Below are 22,767 nucleotides of genomic sequence, written 5' to 3'. Positions count from 1 at the left end.
ACCGGGCCCTTGCGAGGGGGCCGCATCGAGGAACGCCCCGTTGCCGGGACCCCGCCACGGGACCCAGCAACGGGGCGTTCCTCGTTGGCCGCGAGCCTCAGCAGCCGCGCAGGACGGTGCCCAGCCGGGTCATGCCCTCGGCGATCCGCTCGGGGGTGTGCGTGGTGAACGACAGCCGCAGCGTGGCTCGGTCGGGGACGCCGGCGTAGAACGCGGCCCCCGGCACGAACGCGACGTCGGCGGCGAGCGCCCGGGGCAGCAGCTCGGCGGTGTCCACGCCACGGGGCAGCCGGACCCAGACGAACATGCCGCCGTCCGGCTCGGTCCAGGTGCTGCCGGCCGGCAGGGCCGCCGGCAGCGCGTCGACCATCGCGTCCCGCCGCCGCCGGTAGGCCGTCCGAAGCCGGGCGAGGTGGGTCTCGACGTCGGCCGCGCCGAACCACGCCGCCGCGGCCGCCTGGTCGATCGTCGAGGTGTGCAGGTCGGCCGCCTGCTTGGCGACGGTCAGCGCCGGCAGCAGCCGGGACGGCGCACGCAGCCAGCCCAGCCGCAGCCCGGGGGCGGCGATCTTGGAGAAGCTCCCGACATGGACGACGTGGCCGTCGGCACCCGGCTGGGCGGCCAGCGGCGCGACGTCGGCGCCCCGGTACCGCAGGTCCCCGTAGGGGTCGTCCTCGACCAGCCAGACCCCGTGGCGCTCAGTGAGCGCCACGACCTCGGCGCGACGGTCGGCGGGCATGGTCCGGCCGGTCGGGTTGGCGAACGTCGGGACCAGGTAGACCAGCGCCGGCCGTTCCCGCCGGATCGCTTCCTCCAGCGCCTCCGGGTCCATGCCGTCCCCGTCGGTGGCCACCGGGACGACGCGGGCGCCGGCCAGCTGGAAGCACTGCAGGGCGGCCAGGTACGTCGGGTCCTCGACCAGCACGACCGCCCCCGGGTCGACCAGTGCGGTCGCCAACAGGGTGAGGGCCTGCTGCGAGCCCGAGGTGACCAGCAGGTCGTCGACGGAGCTGAACATGCCGCGCGCGGTCAGCCGGCCGGCGACCCGGGCCCGCAGGCCGCGGTCGCCCTCGGTCGGGGCGTACTGCAGGGCGCGGCGGGCGTTCGGGCTCCAGAGCACGGCGTCGTAGGCGGCGCGGACGCCGTCCAGGTCGAACAGCTCGGGGGCGGGCAGACCACCGGCGAAGGAGATGACCTGCGGGCGGTCGAGCAGGGCCAGCAGCTCGCGGACCGGGGAACTGGCGACCCCGGTCAGCCGCTGGGCGAGCGCGGGGGTGGGCGGGGCGAGGACGGCAGCAGACACGAGGGCTCCAGGAGGCACGGCGCAGTGAGCGGAAGGCGGCGCTGGGGGGCGGGGGGTGTCCCGCCCGGGTCCGCGCCGAGGGGCCTCCTGGTCAAGGGGCCACCTCCACCTTACGACGCCCCGCGCGCCGACGTCACTGCCGGCGCCCGCCAGCGCCCGCCGGGACGGTGGGGAGCGGCGGGACCGGTGGGGCGTGACGGGCCGGTCCGACCCGAGCATGACGAGGCCCACAGTCAGCGCGGCCGGACGGCGAACGGCCAGCTCAGCGGCGTGACGACCCGGCCCCATACGCCCTGCCGGAAGGGGCGCGCTGGAGGCACCCGGTTGGGCGTGTTGCTCCCCCGCCGACCAGAATGGACCCCGACATGGCGACTGCGACACAGGCGGCGGCCCGGGCCCCGCAGACGAACAGCCGACCGCTCCGGGCCTGGCAGCAGGCGGCCCTCGGCAAGTACGAGGAGGAGTCCCCGAAGGACTTCCTGGTCACCGCGACCCCGGGTGCCGGGAAGACCACCTTCGCGCTGACCCTGGCCGCCCGGCTGCTCGCCAAGCGCGAGGTCGCCCGGGTGATCGTGGTCTGCCCGACCGACCACCTGCGCATGCAGTGGGCCGACGCCGCCGACGCGATGGGCATCGCCCTCGACCCGAACCTGACCAACGCCGTCGGCCCGGTGCGCGCCGGCACGCAGGGCTACGTGACCACCTACGCCCAGGTGGCCGGCAAGCCGATGCTGCACGCGGCGCGGGCCACCACGGTCAAGACGCTGGTGATCCTGGACGAGGTGCACCACGCCGGTGACGGCCTGTCCTGGGGCGAGGCGGTCGAGGAGGCCTACGGCCGCGCGGCCCGCCGGCTGTGCCTGACCGGGACGCCGTTCCGCACCAAGGCCGATGAGCGCATCCCCTTCGTGAAGTACGTGGAGGACGGGTTCGAGGGCCAGGGCGGCCTGATGTCGACGGCCGACTTCACCTACGGCTACAAGGAGGCGCTGGCCGACAGCGTCGTCCGCCCCGTCGTCTTCGCCGCCTACACGGGCACGTCCAGGTGGCGGAACTCCGCCGGCGAGGTCGTCGCCGCGTCGCTGAGCGAGGCCGGCACCCGCTCGGTGGAGATGCAGGCGTGGCGCACCGCGCTGGACCCCAAGGGCCAGTGGGTGCCGCACGTGATCGCCGCGATGGACGACCGGATCACCCACCTCCGCGAGGAGGGCGGCATGCCCGACGCCGCCGGGCTGGTGCTGGCCAGCGACCAGGACGACGCCCGCGAGTACGCCAAGATCGTCCGCCGGGTGACCGGCAAGGCGCCGGAGCTCATCCTCTCCGACGACCCCAAGGCGTCGAAGAAGATCGAGAAGTTCAACAAGGGCGGCGCCCGGATCGCGGTCTGTGTGCGGATGGTCTCCGAGGGCGTCGACGTCCCGCGCGCCGCCGTCCTGGCCTGGATGACCTCCTACCGGACGCCGCTGTTCTTCGCCCAGGCCGTCGGCCGCGTCGTGCGCGCCCGGGCGCCGCACGAGTCGGCGACCGTCTTCCTCCCCGCCGTGCGCCCACTGCTGTCGCTGGCCGCGTCGATGGAGGAGCAGCGCAACCACGTCATGCCGCCGCCGAAGAGCCAGCCCGACGAGGAGCTGGAGGCGCTCGACCTGCCGCCGCGGGAGCCTCGCGAGGGCGAGATGAAGCAGTGGGAGGCGCTGGAGGCCGACGCCCGGTTCGCGCACCTGCTGTCCAGCGGGACGGCGCACACCGGCGAGGGCTCCCCCGCGGTGGTGCCGCTGGAGGCCGACGCGGAGGACTTCCTGGGCATCCCCGGGCTGCTGACCCCCGCCCAGACCGCCGAGCTGCTGGCCAAGCGGGACGACGAGCTGCGGATCCGGATCGCCGCCTCGCACGCCCGGGGGGACGACGACTTCATGGTCGTCGAGGACCACCCCGAGGAGGAGGAGGTCGGCCGCTCCTGGCGCGACGTGGCCGAGCTGCGCCGGGAGATCAACCGGCTGGTCAACCGCATCGCCGCGAAGACGTCGCAGCCGCAGGCCGTGGTGCACACCCAGCTGCGCCAGTCGGTGCCCGGCCCGCCCTCGGCCTCGGCGTCGGTCGACGTCCTCCGCGCCCGCCGCGAGCGCCTCCGCACCATGCTCTGAGGGGCGCTCCCCCGCTCGACTGAGCAGTTGTGGTCGCTCGGCCCGGCGTGTCGACCCGTGTCGACGACCACAACTGCACACTCAACCGGCCGGCACCCCGACTGACGGCTCAGCGCAAGACCAGGGACGGATCCGGGTCTTCCCCGATGCCGCCGGGACGCCGCTGGGCGCAGGCTCGTGTCATGACCGAGACCGTGCACACCGAGACCGTCCAGACCGAGACCCCGCACACCGAGACCCCGCGGACCGAGACCGTCCGCCCGCCGTTGCGGCGCAGCCGCACCGACCTCTGGCTCGGCGGCGTCTCCGGCGGGCTGGCCCGGCACACCGGGATCGACGTGCTGCTGTGGCGGGCGGGCTTCGCCGCGCTCACGCTGGCCGGTGGCTCGGGGGTGGCGCTCTACCTGGTGCTCTGGCTGCTGATGCCGGCCGCGCCCGCGGGTCCCGCCGACCGCACGAACGTGCTCGACGAGTGGGTCGAGCGGCTCCGCGCCCGCTTCACCGGCAGGACGACGTCCTCGGCGGCAGTGCCTCGCTGAGCGACACGGCCGCCCCGGTCAGGTGAGCAGGCCGCGGGCGGCGGCGAGGGCGACCGCCTCGGTGCGGCCGGAGGCGCCGAGCTTGGCCAGGATGTTGCTGACGTGCACGCTGGCGGTCTTCTCGCTGATGAAGAGCTCCGCGCCGATCTGCCGGTTGGTGCGGCCCCGCGCGACCAGCGCCAGCACCTCCGTCTCACGCGGGGTGAAGACGGTGGTCGCCGCCGTCGGCACCCCGGGGAGCTCCAGCCGCCCCCGGCGGGCCAGCGCCTCGATCGCCGTCCGCAACGGCACCGCCGCCAGCTGGACGGCCACCTCGTGCGCGGCCGCCAGCTCGGCCGCCGCGGCAGGCCGGTCATCGAGGGCGAGCAGTGCCTCGGCCAGCCGGAACCGGGAGCGGGCTTGCTCGTACACGTGCCCGTAGCCGAACTCCCCGACCGCCTGCCGCCAGAGCTCCACCGCGGTGTCGCCGCGCACCCGGGCCAGTTCGGCCGCCAGCCGCGTGCCCCAGGCGCGCGCCTCGATCCCGGTCGGGTACGGCACCCCGGCCGCCGACCGGCCGAGCTCGGCGAGCTCCGACGCCTCCGCTCCCCAGCGGGCCACGGACGCCTCGTCCCCGGCCCGGCGGGCCGAGGTGGCCGCGTCGGCGACCGCGGCCAGTGCGGTGGCCACCAGCCGCACCGAGGCGAGCCGCTCCTCCCCCCACAGCTCCCGCAGCCGGCGATCGGCCCAGCGGGCGCGCTCCCCCGCCGTCGCCGCGTCCCCGGCCTGGCCGGCCAGCTCGATCTCCGCCGCGACCGTGGCCAGCATCAGCAGCACGTGGTTGTCCCAGCGGGCGGCCGGACCCTGCGCCCAGCCCAGCCGCTCTCCGGCCCGCGGGTCACCCCGCCCGACCAGCACGAGGAGCCCGTCGGCGCGCACGTGGGCGGCCATGTCGGGCACCCGGGCCAGCGCGTCGGCGGCGGCCAGGCTGCCGTCCCAGTCACCGAGGACGTACCGGGCCAGCACCTCCAGGTGCCGCAGCTCGGCGCCGTAGAACGACCACTCGACGCCCAGCGCCCGGGCCCGGGCCAGCCCGGCGGTGGCGAGCTGCAGCGCCTCCCCGACCTCCCCGGCGTCGTGCGCGGTGATCGCCTGGCTGAACCACACCCGCATCTCGACGTCGGCGTCGCCGGACCGCTGCGCCCGCGCCCGGGCCTCCGCGAACCGGGCCCGCACCGCGGCCCGGTCACCGGTGCCCGACCCCCGGGCCAGCGAGACGGCGGTGTCGGCCCACGCGCTGTCCAGGCCGAGGGCGTCGGCCGCGGCCAGCGCCTCCTCCGCGGCCGCGTCCGCCTCGGCCACCAGCCCCAGGCTGTAGCTGGTGCGGGCATGGGTCGCCGCCGCCCAGGTGCGCACCACCGAGGGCGGTTGGACCGGCACCAGCCGCATCGCCGCACTGCTCTCCCGGTGGGCGTCCGTCGCCTCCTCGATCCGGCCCAGCACCTGGGCCAGGGTGTAGTGCACCCGGGCCCGCGCCTCGGGGTCGCCGTCGGTGCCCAACAGCTCCTGGGCCGAGCGCAGCAGCGCCACGGCCCGGTGGAGGTCCCCGACCGCGCGGGCCGCCGCCGCGGTGTCCAGCAGCACCGCCCACTGCGGGCGCCCGGCGCGCTCGGCCGCCTCGGGCACCGCCGTCCACAGCGCGAGCACCGCCTCCAGGTGCTGCAGCTGCTCGGCCGGTGCGCCCACCCGGCGGGCGGCGTCCGCCGCCTCCAGGGACGCGCCGAGCGCACCGGGGAGGTCGTTGCTCTCCCGCAGGTGGTGGGCCCGTTCGGCGGCCGTCCCCGCCTCCGGCTGGGTGGCCAGGTGCGCAGCGACGGCGGCGTGCAGCCGCACCCGCTCCCCGGGCAGCAGGTCGGCCAGCACCGCCTCCCGCAGCAGGGCGTGCCGGAACCGGTAACGGCCGTCGTCGGAGACCACCAGCAGGTGGTGGTGCACCGCCTCGGTCAGCGCCTGCTCCGTCTCCTCCGGGCTCTTCCAGGAGACGGCGGCGACCAGCTCGTGCCGCACCTGGCGACCGGCGACGGCGGCCACCCGCAGCACCTGCTGAGCGGCCGGGCTCACCTGCTCGACCCGGGCCAGCAGGACGTCGGACAGCCCACCCGGGAGGACCTCACCGGTCCGCCCCGCGGCGACCAGCTCCTCGGCGTAGAAGGCGTTGCCCTCGGCCCGGGCGACGACGTCCTCGACCGTCGCCGCGGACGTCCCCCCGGAGTCGGCGGCCAGCCGGCGGACCAGCTGCTCCACGTCGGGATCCGGCAGCGGGTCGAGCTGCAGCCGCTCGACGCCGGGGAGCCGGACCAGCTCGGCGAGCAGCGGACGCAGCGGGTGCCGGCGGTGCAGGTCGTCGGCACGGTAGGAGGCGACGACGGTGACCGGCTCGCCGACCTGCCGGTCGACCAGCCGGGCCAGCAGGTAGCGCAACAGGTCACGGCTGGACCGGTCGGCCCAGTGCAGGTCCTCCAGCACCACGAGCAGTGGCTGCTGGGTGGCCAGCTCACCGAGCAGGGCGGCCACCGACTCGAACAGCTGGAGCCGGCCGTCGTCGTCCGGCGGGCGGAGCACCGACGGGGGCAGGGACCGGCCCAGCTCGGCCGCGGCGCTGTCGGGTGCCACGGCACCCGGGCCACCGGTTAGCGGGCCGGCCAGCACCGGGTGCCGGGCCAGCACCGGCGCCAGCTCCGGGTCGGCGACGACCGGCCGCAGCAGGTCGACGAAGGGCAGGTACGGCAGGCCGACGTCGCCGAGGTCCACGCAGTGCCCGGTGAGCACCCGTGCACCGCGCCCGGTGGCCTGGCGGCTCAGCTCGTCCAGCAGCCGGGTCTTGCCGACCCCGGCGTCACCGGCCACCAGGACGGCGGACGGGCGCCCCTCGACCGCCTGGTCGACGTGCGTCATCAGCCGGGCCAGTTCCGCGGCCCGGCCGATGAGCGGGGGGTCCTCCCAGCGCGGCACGGCGCCGATGGTGGCAGAGCCCACCGACAGCGGCGCCGGGCCGGTCAGCGGGGCCGCCGCCGGGTGCCGAGCCAGGAGCCGCGGCGACTCCCGTCCCGCCGGGCCGCCGCCCGGACCAGCTCCTGCCGGTAGGCGAGCTCTGCTTCCAGTGCCGGGTTCGGGTAGTGCAGCGCCATGACCGTCTCCTCGTGTCGTCCTGGTCGAACGAGGAGAACGGTCGTCCTGAGGGGGTGCCGGGCACATCGGGCGACCACGCAGTCCTGGGGCGGTCCGAGGCCGGCCGGCGTCTGAGGCCCCTCAGCCCGCGCCTGGGCCTCGGGTCAGCCCACGGTGTAGGTGGCGTCCTCCTCGACGACGTCGCCCGGCTCCTCGACCTCGTCGTCGGTGGCGTCCACCGGTGCGGGCACCGGCTCGTCGACGGCCGGGTCGAACTCGCCGTCGGCGTCGGTGTCCGCGTAGAGGGTGGCGGTCAGCTCGGTGTCCTCGGTCAGCGCCGGGTCCAGCTCCACCGCGACGTCCGGGGTCGTGCCCACCTGCAGCTGCGCGGCGCCGAGCACCTCGTCCTCGGCGCTGATGACGACGAACCCGCCGCCGGGTGCGTTGACCGTCGAGACGACCACGTTGTCCCCCGGGCCGGTCTGGTCCAGGAACTCCAGACCGGCCATGGTGCCGCTGCCCGACTCCCCGCCCGGCGCGATCGTCGTCGCCCCCGAGGTGGCCGGCGACGACGGCGGCGCGTCACCGGCGGGCGCACCCTCGCCGCCGGCACAGGCGGACAGGACGAGGGCGGCGGGGAGGGCCCACAGGGCCCGGCGGGACGTGGTCATGCTGGCGTCCTGCCCCGCAGCACGCCGGACGACACGCGGCGTGCGCCGGTTCACTGCACGACGTACTCGGCGTCCTCGGAGACGAAGTCGTCGCCGTCCGAGTCCGGGGTGCGCTGGTCCAGCGACCGGTCCAGGAGGCCGTCCTCATCGGTGTCGCCGTAGAGGGTGGCCTCGAGCTCGGTGTCCTGGGCCAGCGGCGGGGACAGCACCACCGACACGTCGGTGGCCTCACCGGCCGGGACCGCGGTGTACCCGAGCAACGGGGCGTCCTCGTCGTCGTCGCCGTCGTCCACGGTCACCGCCACGAACCCGTCGACCGGCGCCACCACCCGGGCGACGGTGACCACGTCACCGGCACCGGACTGGTCCTCGAACTCCACCTCGGCCACCTCGCTGGTGATCGCCGGGCTCGTCGTCTCCTCGTCTCCGGGGTCGACCGGGGTCTCGGCGAACGTGGTCCCGACCGCGGGGATGGGCTCGGCCTCCTCCTGGCCACAGCCGGTCAGCACGAGGGCGGCCGCACCAGCGGAACAAAGCAGCGCTGCGCGTGGTCTCATGCAGGACACATGCCCACGGTGCAGGTGCACGTACACGCACCGTGGGCACATCACCAGGAGACCGTGCACCGGCGCACGGGCCGACGAGGACCGGACCACCGCGTGGCCCGGCCCGTGCCCGAGAGGAGCCCCCGTGCCCGACGACGGGACGACGAACGACCTGACCCCGACCGTGTTCGTGCTCTACGGCGCGACCGGCGACCTGGCCCGCCGGATGGTGCTGCCGGCCTTCTTCGAGCTCGCCCAGCACGGGCTGCTGCCCGACGACTGGCGGCTGATCGGCAGCGGCCGCGGCGAGCGCTCCGACGAGGAGTTCGTCGAGCACGTCCGCGGCGCCCTCGAGGAGTTCGGGCCGGACCCGGACCAGGGTCCGTGGGAGGAGTTCTGCGGCCGGCTGCGGTTCGCCGGTGGCGGCTTCACCGCCGACGACCCCGGGGAGCTGGTCGACGCGGTCGCCGACGCCCGCAAGGAGCTCGGCGAGGACGCCCAGCTGGTGCACTACCTCTCCCTGCCGCCCAAGGCCTTCACCGACTACACCCACGCCGTCGGCGCACACGGGCTGGCCGAGGGCTCCCGCGTCGTCTACGAGAAGCCCTTCGGGGACTCCCCCGAGGGCTTCCGTGAGCTGGACGCCGTCGTCCACTCGGTGTTCGACGAGGAGCAGGTCTTCCGGATCGACCACTTCCTGGGCAAGGAGGGCACCCAGGACCTGCACGTGGCGCGGTTCGCCAACGGGCTGTTCGAGCACATCTGGAGCCGCGAGCACGTGGCCCAGGTGCAGATCGACGTCCCCGAGGACCTCGACGTGGCCGACCGCGCCGACTTCTACGACGCCACCGGCGCGACCCTGGACATGCTGGTCACCCACCTGTTCCAGGTCGCCGCCGAGGTGGCCATGGAGCCGCCGGTCAGCTTCTCCGCCGACGACATCCTCTCCGCGCGCGAGTCGGTGCTGAAGCACTTCCGCCCGCTCGCGCCGGAGGACGTCGTCCTGGGCCAGTTCGACGGCTACCGGGAGCTGGACGGTGTGCCCGACGACAGCGAGACCGACACGTTCGTGGCGGCCCGGTTGTTCATCGACTCCGGCCGGTGGCGCGGCGTGCCGTTCCTGCTGCGCACCGGCAAGCGGCTGGCGGACAAGCAGCAGCGGGTGAGCCTGGTGCTGCACCGCCCGAAGGGCCCGGTGCACGACGTGCCGCCGAACGGGAACGTCATCTCGCTGTCCCTGGCCGGTGCCGGTCAGCTCGACGTGGACATCATGGCCAAGCGCCCCGGCCCGGACCTGGCGATGGCCCCGGCGCGGGTGTCGCTGGACCTGTCGAAGGTGCCCGGGGGCCGCCCACTGGCGCCCTACGTCTCCCTGATCCATGACGTGCTGGTCGGTGACCGGTCGCTGTTCACCACCAGCGAGGGTCTGGCCCAGACCTGGCGGGCGCTGCAGCCGGTGCTGGACCACCGCCCCGAGGTGCACCCCTACGCCCCGGGTTCCTGGGGTCCGGCGGCGGCCAACGCGCTGGCCGGCGAGCACGGCTGGCTGCTGGGCGAGACCGAGTAGAAGGTCGAAGGACCCCGTCCTCCTCACCCCTCGCACGCTCGGGGCGAGCCTCGGGACGGGGCCTGACCCCACCGCTCGCAGGCTCGCGGCGGGCCCCTGCACGGGGGCCTGAGCGCAGAACGGCCCCTCTCCTGCGGAGAGGGGCCGTTCTGCGTTGAGGTCCGGACCGGACGCTGGTCGCCTCGCGGCGGTTTGCACATCCGCGGCTCCAGCCCCCGACCGAGGTCGGGGCGGTAGTCCACGGCGGCAGTTATCTAGTGGAGCCCGGGGACACAGGTCGCCCGGCCCGGACGTCGTCCACCGTACCCGTGCAGTCCGGCCCGACACACGTGGCGAGGACCTCAGTCCGAACGCCCGGCCAGACCGGCCGCACCGCGTGCCAGAATCCGGCGCATGAGCGGGGTGGACTTCGACGCGTGGACGGCGCTGGCCGGTGACACCCCCACCTCGCGCACCGAGTGGGCCGCCGTCGTCGGCGCCTGGGCCGAGCCGCACCGCAGCTACCACGACCTCGCCCACCTGGCGGCGGTGCTCGGCATCGTCGACGAGCTGGCCGAGCACGCCGCCGACCCGGTCGCCGTCCGGCTGGCCGCCTGGTACCACGACGTCGCCTACGACCCGCAGCGCAGCGACAACGAGGAGGTCAGCGCCGCGCGGGCGCGGATCGGCCTGCTCGGGCTGGTGGACGACGACACGGTCACCGAGGTCGAGCGGCTGGTGCTGCTGACCGTCGGCCACGGCCCCGAGCCGGACGACACCAACGGTGCCGTGCTCTGCGACGCCGACCTCGCGGTGCTGGCCAGCCCCCCGGCGGCCTACGCCGGCTACGCGTCGGCGGTGCGCGCCGAGTACGGCCACCTCTCCGACGCCGACTTCACCGCCGGACGGATCGCCGTGCTCGAGCAGCTGCTCGCGCTGCCGGAGCTGTTCCGGGTGCCGGTGGCGGCCGAGCGGTGGACCGCCCGCGCGCGGGCGAACCTCACCGCCGAGCTCACCCTGCTGCGCGCGCGTTCTTCCTGATCCGCAGGCCGGCGGCGAGCAGCCGCTGCAGCAGCTCGCGGGAGCCGACCGGTTCGGCGCCCGCGGCGACGGCCTCGGCGTACAGCTCCTCGGGGACGTCGTAGTGGTCGCCCTGGAACGCCCGGCGCGGGATGCCCAGGTGCTCGGCCACGAAGGCGTGCAGCTCGTCGTATCCGGTGTCGCTGACCAGGTGCGACCACCGCCGTCCCCGCCACGGCCAGACGGGGGTGTCGATCAGCAGTGCCACCCGGACAGTGTGCCCCGGCTACGGTCAGTGCGTGACTGAGGAGATCCGCTGGGGAGTCGTCGGGCCGGGCCGCATCGCCGAGCAGGTGGTGAAGGACTTCGCCCACGTGGAGGGCGCGCGGGCGGTCGCCGTCGCCTCCCGCTCGCTCGACCGCGCGCAGGCCTTCGCCGGCCGGCACGGCATCGACCGGGCGCACGGGTCCTACGCCGAGGTCCTGGCCGACCCGGACGTCGACGTCCTGTACATCGCCACCCCGCACCCGCAGCACCACGCCGTCTGCCTCGGCGCCCTCAAGGCCGGCAAGGCACTGCTGGTGGAGAAGTCGTTCACCGCGACCGTCGCCGGGGCCACCGAGGTGGTCGACGCAGCACGCGCGTCCGGCGTCTTCGCGATGGAGGCGATGTGGACACGGTTCCAGCCGGCCGTCGTCCGGGCGCGGGAGCTGATCGCCGAGGGCGCCATCGGTGAGGTGCGCTCCGTGCAGGCCGACCTGGGCGTGTCCCGTGCCTTCGACCCCACCGACCGGCTGTTCGCCAAGGAGCTCGGGGGCGGCGCGCTGCTGGACCTCGGCGTCTACGTCGTCTCCTTCGCCCAGATGCTGCTCGGTGACCCGGACACCGTGACCGCCACCGGCTCGCTGTTCGAGACCGGCGTGGACGCCGAGGCCTCGCTGCTGCTCGGGTACGCCGACGGCCGGTCGGCGACCCTGATGACCTCGCTGCGCAACGCCCTGCCCGGGCAGGCGCGGGTCTTCGGGACGGCGGGCTGGATCGACGTCCTCCCGCGCTTCCACCACCCGCAGACGATCGTGCTGCACCGGACCGGGGCGGACGCGGAGGAGATCACCCTCCCCCAGCTCGGCGGCGGCTACTCCCACGAGCTCATCGAGGTCACCGAGTGCCTGCGGGCCGGGCGGACCGAGAGCGCGGTGATGCCGCTGGCCGACACCCTGGCCGTGCAGTCGGTGCTCGAGCAGGCCGCCGGTCAGCTGGGCGTGACGTTCGTCGAGGACCCCGCCGCCCTCTGACGGGCCGGCGTCCTGGGTGGCGGCTTCGGCGGCCAGGCCGCGCCGCTGGCCTGGGCCGCCGTGGGCACCCGGGTGTGCGTGCCGCCGGCGCTCCGGACGGCGTCGGCGAAGGTGACCGCGTCGCGGGTGGCGGCGCCGCCGGGGTCGTTGTTGAAGTACGTCAGGACGTCGTCGTCGCCGTAGGTGTCCCGGATCCGCTCGGCCCACAGCTGCAGCGTCTCCGGGCGGTAGTCCCAGCCGTCGGCGCCGGTGTGCAGCCGCAGGTAGCCCCACTCGGCGGTCCGCCACAGCGGTGCGATCGGCTGCTCGGCGCGGTCGGCCCAGCACAGCGCCGCCTGGTACCGCTCGAGCAGGCCGCGCACCTCGTCGGTCCACCAGCTCTCGTGCCGCGGCTCCACCGCGACCCGGGTGCCGGCCGGGAACTGGCCCAGGCACTCGCTGAGCAGGTCGACGTCGGCCTGCAGGGTGGGCGGGAGCTGCAGCAGGACGACGTCCAGCCGGTCGCCCAGGCCGGCCACCCGGTCCATCAGCCGGGCCACCGGCTCGGCCGGCTCCCGCAGCCGCTTCATGTGGGTGAGGAACCGGGAGGCCTTCACCGCCCACCGGTAGTCCGGCGGGGTGCGTTCCCGCCAGCGCTCGAAGGTCGTCTGCTCGGGCAGCCGGTAGAAGGCGTTGTTGCTCTCGACGGTCGCGAAGTGCTCGGCATGGTGCTCCAGCCACAGCCGCTGCGGCAGCACCGGCGGGTAGAAGCGGCCCCGCCAGTCGCGGTACTGCCAGCCCGACGTCCCGATGATCACCGTCACCTCAGCCGCCTACCCTCCTCGGCCATGAGCGACTCACCCGCGCGCTTCAAGGACCTGTGCCTCGACGCCGTGGACCACCAGGCACTGGCCGACTGGTGGTGCACCGCGATGGGCTACGTCCGCCGTGACGACGTCGAGCCCGACGAGGAGGGCTGGGTCCGCCCGACGGGATGGCCGGTGCCGATCGTCGACCGGTCCGGCGCCGGTCCGTTGATCTGGGTCGTGCCGGTGCCCGGGGGCAAGACGGTGAAGAACCGCATGCACCACGACGTCGTCGGCGACACCGAGGCGCTCCTGGCCCACGGGGCCATCCTGGTCCGCCGCCGGGACGCCGGACCGGACGACGAGCCGGACGCCGGGACCATCGACTGGGACGTGCTGGCCGACCCCGAGGGCAACGAGTTCTGCTGCTTCGCCCCGAGCCGGACGTGAGCGACCAGCTCCGCGACCTGGTCACCACCCGGCTGGCCGCCCTCTGCCTGAACCGGCGCGGCCGGCCCCGCGGCCTGACCTTCGACGACCACGTCGTCCGGGGCGGCCTGATCCTCGACCTCGCGCTCTGCGGCGCGCTCGTGCACACCGAGGACGCCGTGGAGATGGACCACGCCCGGGCGGCCGCACACGGGCTCGGCGACGTCGCCGCCCAGGCCGACGAGGGCGACGGCTCGTTGCAGGACTGGCTGGACCGGGGCGAGCCCGGCTTCGACGAGTGGGTCGGCCGGCTCGTGCTGGCCGGCGTCTGGAGGCTCCGTCCGTGGTCGCCGCTGCGCCCGTTCCGCAGCTACGACGACGGCGACCCGGCCCGCACGGAGGCCGACCGGGCCAGGGGCCGGACCGGCGAGCACGACGCGGGTGCGAGCCGGCAGACGCTCGCCGTCCTGGCGGTGGGCAAGGTCAGCGCACTGAGCGGGAAGCTCGGCGCGCCGCCGTCCTGGGTGCTGGCCGACCTCGGCGAGGCGCAGTGGGCCGCGGAGCTCGTGGTCGACCGCCTCACCGAGCTGCGGACCCAGATGCGCACGAACGGCCACGACCTCGACGGCCCCGCGATCGGCGACCCCGGGTAGCGGCGGGCGCCCGACCCACGCCGCTGACGATCATGGAGTCAGCGGGCCGACATGCCGGGCAGCATCAGCGGGTCGCCACCGCAGCTCCATGATCGTCGGGAGCGCTCGGGCTGGGGACGCCGACAGGGGCGGCCCGCCGAAGCGGACCGCCCCTGCCGGGCAGTGCTGGTGGTGCAGTGCTCAGCGGGACGCCGAGCGGTGTGGACTCAGAAGTCCATGCCGCCCATGCCGCCGTCGCCGCCACCGGCCATGGCCGGGGCGTTCTTCTCCGGCTTGTCGGCGATGACGGCCTCGGTGGTGAGGAAGAGCGCCGCGATGGAGGCGGCGTTCTGCAGCGCCGAGCGGGTGACCTTGGCCGGGTCGATGATGCCGGCCGCGATCAGGTCCACGTACTCGCCGGTGGCGGCGTTGAGGCCCCAGCCGGTCTCGGAGTTGCGGACCTTCTCCGCCACGACGCCGCCCTCGAGGCCGGCGTTGATGGCGATCTGCTTCAGCGGGGCCTCGAGCGCGACGCGCACGATGTTGGCACCGGTCGCCTCGTCACCCTCGAGGTCGAGCTTGTCGAACGCGACCTTGGTGGCCTGCGCGAGCGCGACGCCACCACCGGCGACGATGCCCTCCTCGACGGCGGCCTTGGCGTTGCGCACCGCGTCCTCGATGCGGTGCTTGCGCTCCTTGAGCTCGACCTCGGTCGCGGCGCCGGCCTTGATGACGGCGACGCCACCGGCCAGCTTGGCCAGGCGCTCCTGCAGCTTCTCGCGGTCGTAGTCGGAGTCCGACTTCTCGATCTCGGCGCGGATCTGGTTGACGCGACCCTGGATCTGGTCGGCGTCACCAGCGCCCTCGATGATGGTCGTCTCGTCCTTGGTGGTGACGAACTTGCGCGCCCGGCCCAGCAGGGACAGGTCGGCGGTGTCCAGCTTGAGGCCGACCTCCTCGCTGATGACCTGACCACCGGTGAGGATCGCGATGTCGCCCAGCATGGCCTTGCGACGGTCACCGAAGCCGGGGGCCTTGACGGCGACCGACTTGAAGGTGCCGCGGATCTTGTTGACCACCAGGGTCGCGAGGGCCTCGCCCTCGACGTCCTCGGCGATGATCGCCAGCGGCTTGCCGGACTGCATGACCTTCTCCAGCAGCGGGAGCAGGTCCTTGACGGTCGAGATCTTGCTGTTGACGACCAGGATGTACGGGTCGTCGAGCACGGTCTCCATGCGGTCGGTGTCGGTCACGAAGTAGGCCGACAGGTGACCCTTGTCGAAGCGCATGCCCTCGGTGAGCTCGAGCTCGAGGCCGAAGGTGTTGCTCTCCTCGACGGTGATGACGCCTTCCTTGCCGACCTTGTCCATCGCCTCGGCGATGAGCTCGCCGATGGCGGGGTCAGCGGCGGAGATCGAGGCGGTGGCCGCGATCTGCTCCTTGGTCTCGACGTCCTTGGCGGTCGCGAGGAGGTACTCCGAGACCGAGGCGACGGCCTTCTCGATGCCCTTCTTCAGGGCCATCGGGTTGGCGCCGGCGGCGACGTTGCGCAGCCCCTCGCGGACGAGGGCCTGGGCGAGCACGGTGGCGGTGGTGGTGCCGTCACCCGCGACGTCGTCGGTCTTCTTGGCGACCTCCTTGACCAGCTCGGCCCCGATCTTCTCGTACGGGTCCTCGAGCTCGATCTCCTTGGCGATGCTCACACCGTCGTTGGTGATGGTGGGAGCGCCCCACTTCTTCTCCAGGACGACGTTGCGGCCCTTGGGGCCAAGCGTCACCTTGACGGCGTCGGCGAGGGTGTTCATGCCCCGCTCGAGTCCGCGGCGCGCCTCTTCGTCGAACGCGATCATCTTGGCCATGTGGTGATGTCCTCCATGCGTGGATCGCTGGCTGGTCAGGTCCGGCGCCCGCGACGGACGACACCGGTGCTGCGAACGCTCCTGCGGTCCGCGCCCCGGTGCCTCACCGTTCCGACCTGGCTGGCACTCGGGTAACCCGAGTGCCAGCCCAAAGTCTGGCACTCGACCCAGGCGAGTGCAAGAAGGGGGGGCGACGCCCCCCGGTCCGGGACGCAGCGAGGCCCGGCCCCCGACCGGGGACCGGGCCTCGTGGTGCCGCCCGGATCAGGCGTTCTGCACGGCGTCCGCCTGCGGGCCCTTCTCGCCCTGGACGACCTCGAAGCTGACCCGCTGGCCCTCTTCGAGGCTCTTGTAGCCGTCCATCTGGATGGCCGAGTAGTGGACGAAGACGTCCTGGCCGCCGTCGACGGCGATGAAGCCGAAGCCCTTCTCGGCGTTGAACCACTTCACGGTGCCCTGTGCCACGTGTGCTCCCACGTTCAGTGCGTGCGGACGGCCCCTTGAGACTCGAGGGGCCGGGTCTCGCTCTTCCGCCCGCCGAACACGAACGTGGAACTCGAACCGCGCGGAACGGTACAGCAGGGGTGTCCCAGGTCACGGTCCTGACCACGCGATACACCCGTCCGAGTGCTGCCGCGGCGGTGTCCCAGGCCCCGGCAGGGGCCTTCCCTCAGGCGATGAGGCCGGCCTCGCGCAGCGACTTCAGCGACGGCTGCACGTGGTGCGAGGGGCCGACCACCGGCAGCAGCGGGTCGAGGGTCTTCAGCCCCTCCCCGGTGTTGAGGACGACGACCTCCTGCGTCGGGTCGATCAGCCCCTTCTCCACCAGCTGCCGCAGGACCGCGGTCGTCACGCCACCGGCGGTCTCGGCGAACACGCCCGTGGTGCGGGCCAGGTCCCGGATGCCCTGCACGATCTCGTCGTCCCCGACCCGGCCGACCGAGCCGCCGGTGCGCCGGATGGCGTCCAGCGCGTACGGGCCGTCGGCGGGGTTGCCGATGTTCAGCGACTTGGCGATCCCGGTGGGCTTGACCGGCTTGACGACGTCCCAGCCGTTGTCGAAGGCGGTGGCGATCGGGTCGCAGCCGGCCGACTGGGCGCCGAAGACCTTCCACTCGGTGTCGGCGACGATGCCGGCCGCGACCAGCTCCCGCCAGGCCTTGTCGACCTTGGTGAGCAGCGAGCCGGACGCCATCGGGATGACCACCTGCGCCGGGATCCGCCAGCCCAGCTGCTCGGCGATCTCGTAGCCCATCGTCTTGGAGCCCTCGGCGTAGTAGGGCCGGACGTTCTGGTTGACGAAGGCGGTGTCCTCGAACTCGTCCGTCTCGGCGAGCTCGCTGGTCAGCCGGTTGACGTCGTCGTAGGACCCCTCGACGGCCACCAGCGCCTGGCCGTAGACCGCCGACTGGGTGATCTTGCCCGGCTCGAGGTCGCTGGGCACGAAGACGAAGGAGGGCAGCCCCATCCGGGCGGCGTGCGCGGCGACGGAGTTGGCCAGGTTGCCGGTGGAGGCACAGGCGATCTTGGTGTAGCCGAAGCTCTTCGCGGCGGTGGCGGCCAGGCTCACCACCCGGTCCTTGAACGAGTGGGTCGGGTTGGCCGAGTCGTCCTTCACCCAGAGCCCACCGGTGAGGCCGAGCTCGGCGGCCAGCCGGTCGGCGCGCACGAGCGGCGTCATGCCCGGGTCGAGGCTGACCCGGGAGGCCGGGTCGTGCCCGACCGGGAGCAGGGCCACGTAGCGCCAGATGTTCTGCGGCCCGGCCTCGATCTGTTCGCGCGTCACCGCGCGCATGAGCTCGGGGTCGTAGTCGACCTCCAGCGGGCCGAAGCACTCCGCACAGGCGTGCTCGGCGATGAGCCCGAAGGTGGCGCCGCAGTTGCGACAGACCAGGCCACGGGCCGGGTTGGGGGCGATCTGTCCACCGGCGGTGGAGTCTGCCTGGGCGGAACCGGGAGCGGTCAGGGTCATTCGACGACTACCTCCTCATCTTCCCCGCGCCGGGCCGTCGAGCCGCGCGGGACGGAATTGGCACCTCACGCTGCGCATACGCGCAGGTCGCGGTTGCCGGGGCTTCAGCGGGCCGTGTCCCTCTGCCCCTCTGGATGAGTGGAACGGGGGGAACTCTACCCGGGGTCCTTCCGCCGGTGCGGCACCGCCAGGATGGAGCGGTGGCCACTCGCATCGTCTACACCGACCTGGACGGCACGATGGTGGGTCCGCGCGGCTCCTTCTGGCACACCGCCGACCGGGAGCTGACCGCCTCCCCCGCCGCCGCGCTGCTCGAACTGCACCGGGCCGGCGTGGCTCTGGTGCTGGTGAGCGGCCGCACCCACGCGCAGCTGCTGGAGGCCGGGCGGATCTTCGCCGTCGACGGCGCGATCGCCGAGCTGGGCTCGCTGGTCAGCTGGCACGGCGGCCGGGAGACCCACCTGCTCACCGGCGACCTGCCCGCACAGTTCGCCGGCCGGACGCCGATGGACGTGCTGGCCGAGCTCGGGATCGTCGACGCGCTGACCGCCGCGCACCGCGGCCGGCTGGAGTGGCACGACCCCTGGCACGCGACCCACTCCGCCGACGCCCTGCTGCGTGGCCGGGTCGACGCCGCGGCGGTCGACTCCTGGCTGGCCGAGCGGGGCTGGGGCTGGCTGACGCTGAACGACAACGGCGCGGTCCCGGCCACCGCCCGGATGACGCTGGACGCCGAGGCCCTGCCACCCCACGTCTACCACCTGATGCCGCGGGGGATCTCCAAGGGGGCCGCGATCACCTGGGACCTCGCCCGCCGCGGGCTCACCGCCGCCGACGCCGTGGCCGTCGGCGACAGCGTGAGCGACCTGGAGATGGCCCCGGCGGTCGGCCGGCTGTGGGTCACCGCGAACGGGGCTGCGGTCGACGGCATGGCGGCCCGGCTCGACGCCGTCCCCAACGCCGTCGTCACCGACGCCCCGATGGGCGAGGGCTGGGCCCAGGCCGTGCTCGCCAGCCTCTGACCCACTCAGCAGTGATCAGGTCCCCTGATCAGGAACTGTCCCCCTGCACCAACGCTGGTGCAGGGGGACAGCCGGTGATCAGGTCACCTGATCACCGCTGGGGTCAGCTGGTGACGTCCTTGCGGGCGAAGTGGCGGAAGGCCAGCGCGGTGAAGACGGCGGAGTAGACCAGCCCCTGGACCACGCCGCGGAACAGGTCCCCGGAGTCGACCGGGGTCTGCAGCAGGTCGGTCCAGGCGTAGTTGAACGCGGTCGGGAACCAGTCGCGGATGCCGCCCAGCTGCTCGACCTGCTCCAGGACGGCGAACACCACCGTGCTGAACACCGCCCCGCCGACCGCGGCCAGCGGCGCGTCGGTGACCGTGGAGAGCCAGAACGCGAGGGTGCCCACCACGAGCAGGTGGACGGCGAGGTAGCCGACCATCCCGGCCAGCCGGAGCAGCGCCGTCCCCTGGTCCAGCGCGACCCCGACCGGGGTCTGCACGTCGCCGAAGCCGAAGGCGATCCCACCGGCGACCACCGCGACGACGACCAGCAGCACCATCGCGCCGACCGACAGGACGAGGGCGGCCAACCACTTCTGCCGCAGCAACCGGGCCCGCGGCACCGGTGTGGCCAGCGCGTAGCGCAGTGACCCCCAGGACGCCTCGCTGGCCACGGTGTCGCCGAAGAACAGCGCGAAGACGACGACCAGGAAGAAGCCGGTGGTGGCGAAGAGGGTGAACAGCGTGAGGTTCAGCCCGCTCGCCGAGGCGACGTCCACCAGGTTGATCCGGCTGTTCTCCTCCGCCTCCTCGGTGCCGCCCAGCTGCAGGGCGCCGATGAGGATCAGCGGCAGCGCCGCCATCAGTGCGAACACACCGAGGGTGCGGCGGCGCTTGAACTGACGGCGCAGCTCGACGCCCAGCCGCAGCGTCCGCTCCGGCCGGTACCCGGCCGCCGCTCCCGTCGCCTGCGGCGCCGCCGCGACCTCGGACCCAGCTCGGCTCATGACTCCCCCACCAGTGACAGGAACGCGTCCTCCAGGCGGCGGCGCGGGGTGAGCTGGTCGACCCCGATGCCGGCCTCGACCAGCGCGGTCAGCGCGACCGCACGGGTGGTCGGACCCAGGTCCACGACCAGGCCCTCCGTGCTCCGCTCCACCTCACCGACCCCGGGCAACCCGGCCAGGACGGCGACCGCCCGGTCGGTGTCGGCCGGATCGGCCAGCCCGACCAGCACCGCTCCACCGGTGCCGACGATCTCCTCCACCGTGCCCTGGACGATCTTCTGCCCCTTGGCCATGACCACGACGTGGCTGCAGGTCTGCTCGATCTCCGACAGCAGGTGGCTGGAGATGATCACGGTGCGACCGGTCTCCGCATAGGACCGGAGCACGTCGCGCATCGCGTGGATCTGCGGCGGGTCCAGCCCGTTGGTCGGCTCGTCGAGCACGAGCAGGTCGGGCAGGCCGAGCATCGCCTGGGCGATCGCGACCCGCTGCCGCATCCCCTGGCTGTAGCTGCGCACCCGCTTGTCCAGGGCGACGCCCAGCCCGGCGATCTCGATCGCCTCCTCCAGGTGGGCGTCGGCCAGCGGACGGCCGGTGGCGGCCCAGTAGAGGGTCAGGTTGTCCCGCCCGGACAGGTGCGGCTGCAGGCCGGTGCCCTCCACGAAGGACCCCAGCCGGGACAGCACGGGCGCACCCGGCCTGGCGGCGTGGCCGAACACCTCGATCCGGCCCTCGGTCGGGCGGATCAGCCCCATCAGCATCCGCAGCGACGTCGTCTTCCCCGCCCCGTTCGGGCCGAGCAGGCCGAGCACCTGGCCGCGGCGGACCTCGAAGGAGAGGTCCCGGACGGCGACGAACCCGTCCCCGTAGGCCTTGGTGACCCCCTCGAAGCGCAGCGGCACGTCCTCCCCGTCCGGCGCGGACACCGACACCCGCCGGCGCCGGCGCCGGCCGATCAGGACGGCGGCCAGCCAGCCCAGCGCGCCGAGGGCGGCCAGGACGGCGAGCAGCACCCACCAACGGGCCGAGCCGGCGGTGGCCTGCACCTCGCCCGGCACCACCGGCGCTGCGACCGCCGCACCGTCGGCCAGGCCGACCGTCGAGACCTCCGACGACGCGGGCAGGGCGTAGGCCTGGTCGGTCGAGGAGACGACCACCCGCAGGGTGTGGCCGGCCTCGAACCGGTGGACGATGGCGGGCAGGGTCACCGGCACCTCGGTCGGGGCGGCCGGGTCGGTGGAGAGACCGGTCAGCTCCAGCGGCGCGACCAGCCCGCTGGGCAGGGTCGTCGTGCCGTCCGGGCCGACGTCGTAGAGCTTGGCGAAGAGCGTCGCCGTCCCGTCCGGCGCGGACACGGCGAGGGTGGTGGTCGGCGCCCCGACCACCTCGAGGGCCTCGGTGAGCTCCGGGCTGTCGAACTCGGCGTACTGCCCCGGGATCTCCAGCGTCGTCCCGGCCAGGGCAGCTCCGACGGAGCCGAGGCCGGGGACGGTCGTGAGGGCGGCCGGGCTGCCGCCGGCGGGGGTGACCACCGGTCGGGTGGGCCCGGCCAGCTCGACCAGCCGGTCCGCGACGGGCTCGGTGCCGGCCAGCCCCGGGTACTCGTCGACGGTGACGACCTGCGAACCGCCCTGCACCCGCCCCACCCCGGCGCCCAGGCCGGTCGGGGCCGGGTAGCGGAAGCCGCCGCGCTCGCCGTCGGCGCCGTTGAGGTGGACGTCGAACCAGTCGGCGACCTCGTCCCGCAGCTCCGCGGTGACCCGGCTGGAGGGCGAGGCGTCGTGGCCGCCGGCGAACCAGACCATCCGCACGTCGGTGCCGTTGGCGGCGATGCCCCGGGCGTTGGCGTCGGCCTCGCCGAGCCCGAACAGCGAGTCCTGGGTGCCCTGCAGCAGCAGCGTGGGCGCGGTGATCCGGTCGAGGACACCCGCCGGGCTGCTCCGCTCCAGGACGGCGGCGACCTCGGGACTGAGCTCGCCGGTCGAGGCCGCGGTCTCGTAGGCCGCGCAGATGTCGGCCCGGAAGCGCCCGCAGGTCAGCGCCTGCACGAGGGCCGGGTCGAGGCCTTCGGCCGGGGACGCGGCACCGTTGCCGCCCACGCCGGGGAGCCCGTCGCCGGTGGGCAGCGCCCCGCTGCCGAAGAACAACCCGGCCCAGGTCCGCTTGAACACCCCGGCGTCGTCGGTGCGCGGCACGGCGGCGGGGGTCCCGGCCGTCACGACCGCGGCCTGGTCGGGGAAGAACGCCGTGGTCAGCGAGTTCCAGGTGATCTGCGGGGCGATCGCGTCGATGCGCGGGTCGTAGGCGGCCGCCAGCAGGGAGACCGCACCGCCGTAGGAGGCGCCGGCGACGCCCACCCGCGGGTCACCGGCGGCGTCGAGGACGACGTCGTCCCGCGTCGCGAGCAGGTCGATCAGGGTGCTGACGTCGGCCACCTCGTAGCGCGGGTCGTTCAGCCCGATCTGTCCGCTGCTCGTGCCGAAGCCCCGCGCGGACCAGGCGAGCACCACGAACCCGCGGCTGGCCAGCCGGCGCGCGTCGGCAGCGACCGACTGCTTGCTGCCGCCGAAGCCGTGGGCGAGGAGGACGGCCGGCGCGGGGCCGGCGGCGGCGGGCAGGTACAGCGTGGTGTCCAGCTCCACGGCGTCGGCACCCTCGCCGGAGGGGACCCGGGCCTCCTCGGTGGTGACGTCCTCGGCGGCCCGGGCAGGCCGGTCGGTGCCGGCGAGGACGACGGCGAGGACGGGGAGGGCGAGGAGGAGGACGATCAGGGCGGCGAGCACCGGCTGGGCGCCGAGGCGCGAGCCGATCCGCGCCGGCCCGGGAGCGGTGCGCACGTGGGCGGCAACGGACGGCGAGGCCTCGGTGTT

20 protein-coding genes and 1 riboswitch are annotated in these 22,767 nt (G+C 74.3%); of the genes, 8 read left to right on the top strand and 12 right to left on the bottom strand.

Annotated features, from left to right (window positions below):
• Nucleotides 1-97: 97 nt before the first annotated feature.
• Complete coding sequence (locus O2W20_RS13390) at nucleotides 98-1,303, bottom strand: aminotransferase-like domain-containing protein (RefSeq protein WP_269172134.1); 1,206 nt, start codon at nucleotides 1,301-1,303, stop codon at nucleotides 98-100.
• Between the two features lie 365 nt (nucleotides 1,304-1,668).
• On the opposite strand from O2W20_RS13390, the gene O2W20_RS13385 reads away from it, so the two are divergent.
• Both O2W20_RS13385 and O2W20_RS13380 read left to right on the top strand, forming a co-directional pair.
• The gene (locus O2W20_RS13385; RefSeq protein ID WP_269172135.1) at nucleotides 1,669-3,444 is read left to right on the top strand and encodes a DEAD/DEAH box helicase; all 1,776 of its coding nucleotides are present in this window, start codon (nucleotides 1,669-1,671) and stop codon (nucleotides 3,442-3,444) included.
• 182 nt (nucleotides 3,445-3,626) lie between these two features.
• Nucleotides 3,627-3,983 carry a PspC domain-containing protein gene (locus O2W20_RS13380; RefSeq protein WP_269172136.1) on the top strand — a complete coding sequence of 119 codons (357 nt, stop codon included), beginning with the start codon at nucleotides 3,627-3,629 and terminating at the stop codon, nucleotides 3,981-3,983.
• A gap of 18 nt (nucleotides 3,984-4,001) precedes the next feature.
• Here O2W20_RS13380 and O2W20_RS13375 read toward each other — a convergent pair whose 3' ends face one another.
• The 4 genes from O2W20_RS13375 to O2W20_RS13360 all read right to left on the bottom strand — a co-directional run bounded on the left by O2W20_RS13375 (nucleotide 4,002) and on the right by O2W20_RS13360 (nucleotide 8,358).
• Nucleotides 4,002-6,974, bottom strand: a complete 2,973-nt coding sequence (locus O2W20_RS13375; protein ID WP_269172137.1) for a helix-turn-helix transcriptional regulator — start codon at nucleotides 6,972-6,974, stop codon at nucleotides 4,002-4,004.
• 44 nt (nucleotides 6,975-7,018) lie between these two features.
• On the bottom strand, nucleotides 7,019-7,150 hold the full coding sequence (locus tag O2W20_RS13370; RefSeq protein WP_269172138.1) for a hypothetical protein: 132 nt from the start codon (nucleotides 7,148-7,150) through the stop codon (nucleotides 7,019-7,021).
• Nucleotides 7,151-7,294: 144 nt separating this feature from the next.
• Nucleotides 7,295-7,801: a DUF7282 domain-containing protein gene (locus tag O2W20_RS13365; protein WP_269172139.1), complete on the bottom strand. Its 507-nt coding sequence runs from the start codon at nucleotides 7,799-7,801 to the stop codon at nucleotides 7,295-7,297.
• A 50-nt stretch (nucleotides 7,802-7,851) separates the two neighbouring features.
• Entirely contained in the window at nucleotides 7,852-8,358 is a 507-nt protein-coding gene (locus O2W20_RS13360) for a DUF7282 domain-containing protein (RefSeq protein ID WP_269172140.1), read from the bottom strand.
• Nucleotides 8,359-8,491: 133 nt separating this feature from the next.
• Between O2W20_RS13360 and O2W20_RS13355 the strand changes: the two genes are divergently transcribed.
• Together O2W20_RS13355 and O2W20_RS13350 are read left to right on the top strand one after the other, a co-directional pair.
• Nucleotides 8,492-9,913 carry a glucose-6-phosphate dehydrogenase gene (locus O2W20_RS13355; protein WP_269172141.1) on the top strand — a complete coding sequence of 474 codons (1,422 nt, stop codon included), beginning with the start codon at nucleotides 8,492-8,494 and terminating at the stop codon, nucleotides 9,911-9,913.
• A gap of 393 nt (nucleotides 9,914-10,306) precedes the next feature.
• Nucleotides 10,307-10,933, top strand: a complete 627-nt coding sequence (locus O2W20_RS13350) for an HD domain-containing protein (RefSeq protein ID WP_269172142.1) — start codon at nucleotides 10,307-10,309, stop codon at nucleotides 10,931-10,933.
• Here O2W20_RS13350 and O2W20_RS13345 read toward each other — a convergent pair.
• Complete coding sequence (locus O2W20_RS13345) at nucleotides 10,905-11,180, bottom strand: DUF4031 domain-containing protein (RefSeq protein WP_269159821.1); 276 nt, start codon at nucleotides 11,178-11,180, stop codon at nucleotides 10,905-10,907. The two genes, O2W20_RS13350 and O2W20_RS13345, sit on opposite strands and share 29 nt — an antisense overlap.
• Nucleotides 11,181-11,211: 31 nt before the next feature.
• Between O2W20_RS13345 and O2W20_RS13340 the strand changes: the two genes are divergently transcribed.
• On the top strand, nucleotides 11,212-12,207 hold the full coding sequence (locus O2W20_RS13340) for a Gfo/Idh/MocA family protein (protein ID WP_269172143.1): 996 nt from the start codon (nucleotides 11,212-11,214) through the stop codon (nucleotides 12,205-12,207).
• Here O2W20_RS13340 and O2W20_RS13335 read toward each other — a convergent pair.
• Nucleotides 12,165-13,010: a DUF72 domain-containing protein gene (locus O2W20_RS13335; protein ID WP_269172144.1), complete on the bottom strand. Its 846-nt coding sequence runs from the start codon at nucleotides 13,008-13,010 to the stop codon at nucleotides 12,165-12,167. The two genes, O2W20_RS13340 and O2W20_RS13335, sit on opposite strands and share 43 nt — an antisense overlap.
• 24 nt (nucleotides 13,011-13,034) lie before the next feature.
• Here O2W20_RS13335 and O2W20_RS13330 point away from each other — a divergent pair, with 24 nt between their 5' ends.
• Both O2W20_RS13330 and O2W20_RS13325 read left to right on the top strand, forming a co-directional pair.
• Entirely contained in the window at nucleotides 13,035-13,442 is a 408-nt protein-coding gene (locus O2W20_RS13330) for a VOC family protein (RefSeq protein WP_269172145.1), read from the top strand.
• The gene (locus tag O2W20_RS13325) at nucleotides 13,439-14,074 is read left to right on the top strand and encodes a hypothetical protein (protein WP_269172146.1); all 636 of its coding nucleotides are present in this window, start codon (nucleotides 13,439-13,441) and stop codon (nucleotides 14,072-14,074) included. Before O2W20_RS13330 ends, O2W20_RS13325 begins: the two co-directional genes overlap by 4 nt.
• Nucleotides 14,075-14,280: 206 nt before the next feature.
• Here the strand turns inward: O2W20_RS13325 and groL are convergent, their stop codons facing one another.
• From groL to thrC, 3 genes are all read right to left on the bottom strand, one after another.
• Complete coding sequence (gene groL / locus O2W20_RS13320) at nucleotides 14,281-15,912, bottom strand: chaperonin GroEL (RefSeq protein WP_269172147.1); 1,632 nt, start codon at nucleotides 15,910-15,912, stop codon at nucleotides 14,281-14,283.
• A 264-nt stretch (nucleotides 15,913-16,176) separates the two neighbouring features.
• Nucleotides 16,177-16,377 (bottom strand): cold-shock protein, encoded by a 201-nt coding sequence (locus O2W20_RS13315; RefSeq protein WP_269172148.1) that lies wholly within the window; start codon nucleotides 16,375-16,377, stop codon nucleotides 16,177-16,179.
• A 205-nt stretch (nucleotides 16,378-16,582) separates the two neighbouring features.
• Nucleotides 16,583-17,884: a threonine synthase gene (gene thrC / locus O2W20_RS13310; protein ID WP_269172149.1), complete on the bottom strand. Its 1,302-nt coding sequence runs from the start codon at nucleotides 17,882-17,884 to the stop codon at nucleotides 16,583-16,585.
• A gap of 12 nt (nucleotides 17,885-17,896) precedes the next feature.
• Nucleotides 17,897-18,025: riboswitch (SAM riboswitch) on the bottom strand.
• A gap of 59 nt (nucleotides 18,026-18,084) precedes the next feature.
• Between thrC and O2W20_RS13305 the strand changes: the two genes are divergently transcribed.
• The gene (locus O2W20_RS13305; RefSeq protein WP_269172150.1) at nucleotides 18,085-18,906 is read left to right on the top strand and encodes an HAD family hydrolase; all 822 of its coding nucleotides are present in this window, start codon (nucleotides 18,085-18,087) and stop codon (nucleotides 18,904-18,906) included.
• Between the two features lie 103 nt (nucleotides 18,907-19,009).
• On the opposite strand, the gene O2W20_RS13300 is transcribed toward O2W20_RS13305, so the two are convergent.
• Entirely contained in the window at nucleotides 19,010-19,897 is an 888-nt protein-coding gene (locus O2W20_RS13300; protein ID WP_269172151.1) for an ABC transporter permease, read from the bottom strand.
• A complete protein-coding gene (locus O2W20_RS13295; protein ID WP_269172152.1) occupies nucleotides 19,894-22,734 on the bottom strand; it encodes an alpha/beta fold hydrolase in 2,841 nt (946 codons plus the stop codon). Before O2W20_RS13295 ends, O2W20_RS13300 begins: the two co-directional genes overlap by 4 nt.
• Nucleotides 22,735-22,767: the final 33 nt, after the last annotated feature.

This window comes from Modestobacter sp. VKM Ac-2982 (assembly GCF_026967935.1).
In the GTDB taxonomy this organism is placed as follows: domain Bacteria; phylum Actinomycetota; class Actinomycetes; order Mycobacteriales; family Geodermatophilaceae; genus Modestobacter.
Note: the sequence above shows the minus strand (reverse complement) of the source record. Positions and strands in the feature narration are given on the sequence as shown.